Annotated in this window: 3 protein-coding genes; all 3 read right to left on the reverse strand. The window is 58.7% G+C overall.

From position 1 onward, the window contains the following. Window positions 1-648 (reverse strand): IS66 family transposase zinc-finger binding domain-containing protein (locus J3L16_RS15725; RefSeq protein WP_207614013.1); only part of this gene is annotated, 648 nt, incomplete at its 3' end. A 62-nt stretch (window positions 649-710) separates the two neighbouring features. After that, window positions 711-1,058: an IS66 family insertion sequence element accessory protein TnpB gene (tnpB, locus tag J3L16_RS15730; RefSeq protein WP_242698880.1), complete on the reverse strand. Its 348-nt coding sequence runs from the start codon at window positions 1,056-1,058 to the stop codon at window positions 711-713. Further along, window positions 1,055-1,435, reverse strand: a complete 381-nt coding sequence (locus J3L16_RS15735) for a transposase (RefSeq protein WP_207614015.1) — start codon at window positions 1,433-1,435, stop codon at window positions 1,055-1,057. Before J3L16_RS15735 ends, tnpB begins: the two co-directional genes overlap by 4 nt. Window positions 1,436-1,537 lie beyond the last annotated feature (102 nt).

The following is a 1,537-nucleotide window of genomic DNA, read 5'->3' on the forward strand; positions in this document are numbered from 1 at the left end:
CCCCATGCGCGCAAAGATCTCGTGCTGGCGATACAAGGGAAGATGATCGTCGAACTTCGAGACCAAAATATGGGCCAACAGGTTCGGTCCTGCCATGCTGCCCGGGATCGGACGGCTGGGTGCTGGCTCCTGCACCATCTTCTCGCAGCGACGGCAGGATTTCTTGATGCGAGCGATCTGGACCACTTTCATCTGGGCGGCGATCATATCAAGCAGTTCACTGACATCCTCACCCACCACGCGCAGATCACCGCCACAGTCAGGACAGCAGGTGCCGGGATCAAGCTCACGGCGCTCGCGCAGGGTCGCATCAGACACACGCGGTCGGCGGCGCAAGGCGGGCGCAGTGGGCTCATCAGCCGCTGGTTCGTCCTGCCCTTCATCAATGGGCGCGTCATCGTCTTCGGCCACGGCAACCAGCAAGTCTTCGAGCGCCAGTTCCAGTTGCTCGATCTCGCGTTCAATCTTTTCCGAGGATTTGCCAAAAGCCAGTTTCTGCAACTTGGCGATCCGCAAGCGAAGTGCCTGAACCAGTTGATCATGGACCCGCAGCGTGGCCGATATCTTGGCGTTTTCAGCCTGCAGTTCTGCGATTATCGCCCTCAATACAGCGGGGTCATCGGAGAGGTTTTCAGCAGGTTTCGACATGCGCCTGATTACCAAAAAGCAGGCCGAAGCACCATATAAATAACGCAGATGCAGGTCAAAAATCACCCCACGCGCGCAGGCGGAGCTCCCCAATCCGGACGCCGCCAGTCGATTCCTTCCCAGAGCATCGCGAGCTGCGCTGACGTCATCCGCACAGCCCCGTCTTGCGAGCTTGGCCACGGGAAACGGCCACGTTCCAGCACCTTGTAATAGAGACAAAACCCTTGGCCATCCCAATACAGCAGCTTGATCCGATCCCCACGCCGCCCCCGGAACGCAAACACGGCACCACTGGCAGGCTTTTGCCGCAGCACATCCTGAGTCAGAACGGAAAGGCCCGCGATGCCCTTCCTCATATCCGTAACCCCACAAGCCAGATAAACCCGAACCCCAGTTCCCGGACCAATCATGCCGCGTCAACCGCACGGATCATCGCCGTCAGTGCGAGCGGGTCCATTGTGCTGTCAAAATGCAAACTACGACCGCCACACAAACGCAATTCAACTGTAACCGATGCCGACGTCCCAGCGACCAGAGCCTGCGCCGCCGGGGCTACGGCCGTCACTGGCATGTCCAACGGAAAGAAAAGCGCTCCGGCGTCGGGCGACCACAAACCCTTCTTCTTCAAATCATGCCGCCAAGCGTAAATCTGCTGGCGCGTTACCTCATGGCGCTGTGCCACCTGTGTCACCGTCGCCCCACCGATGCCAACCGACGTAACAATCTCGAGCTTCTCGTCGTCATGCCAGAAGCGTCGCCGCTCCACCCCAAGAATTTCGCCACGCATCGTAGACCCCGCATAAGACACGTCGCTAAAGACGTCATTAAACACGTATCTTAGATCAAAACCCCATCTTCAGGCAGGCGGTGCCAATGGAGCGGTTACGCT

Source organism: Alteromonas sp. 5E99-2 (assembly GCF_017368475.1).
Classification (GTDB): domain Bacteria; phylum Pseudomonadota; class Gammaproteobacteria; order Enterobacterales; family Alteromonadaceae; genus Alteromonas_F.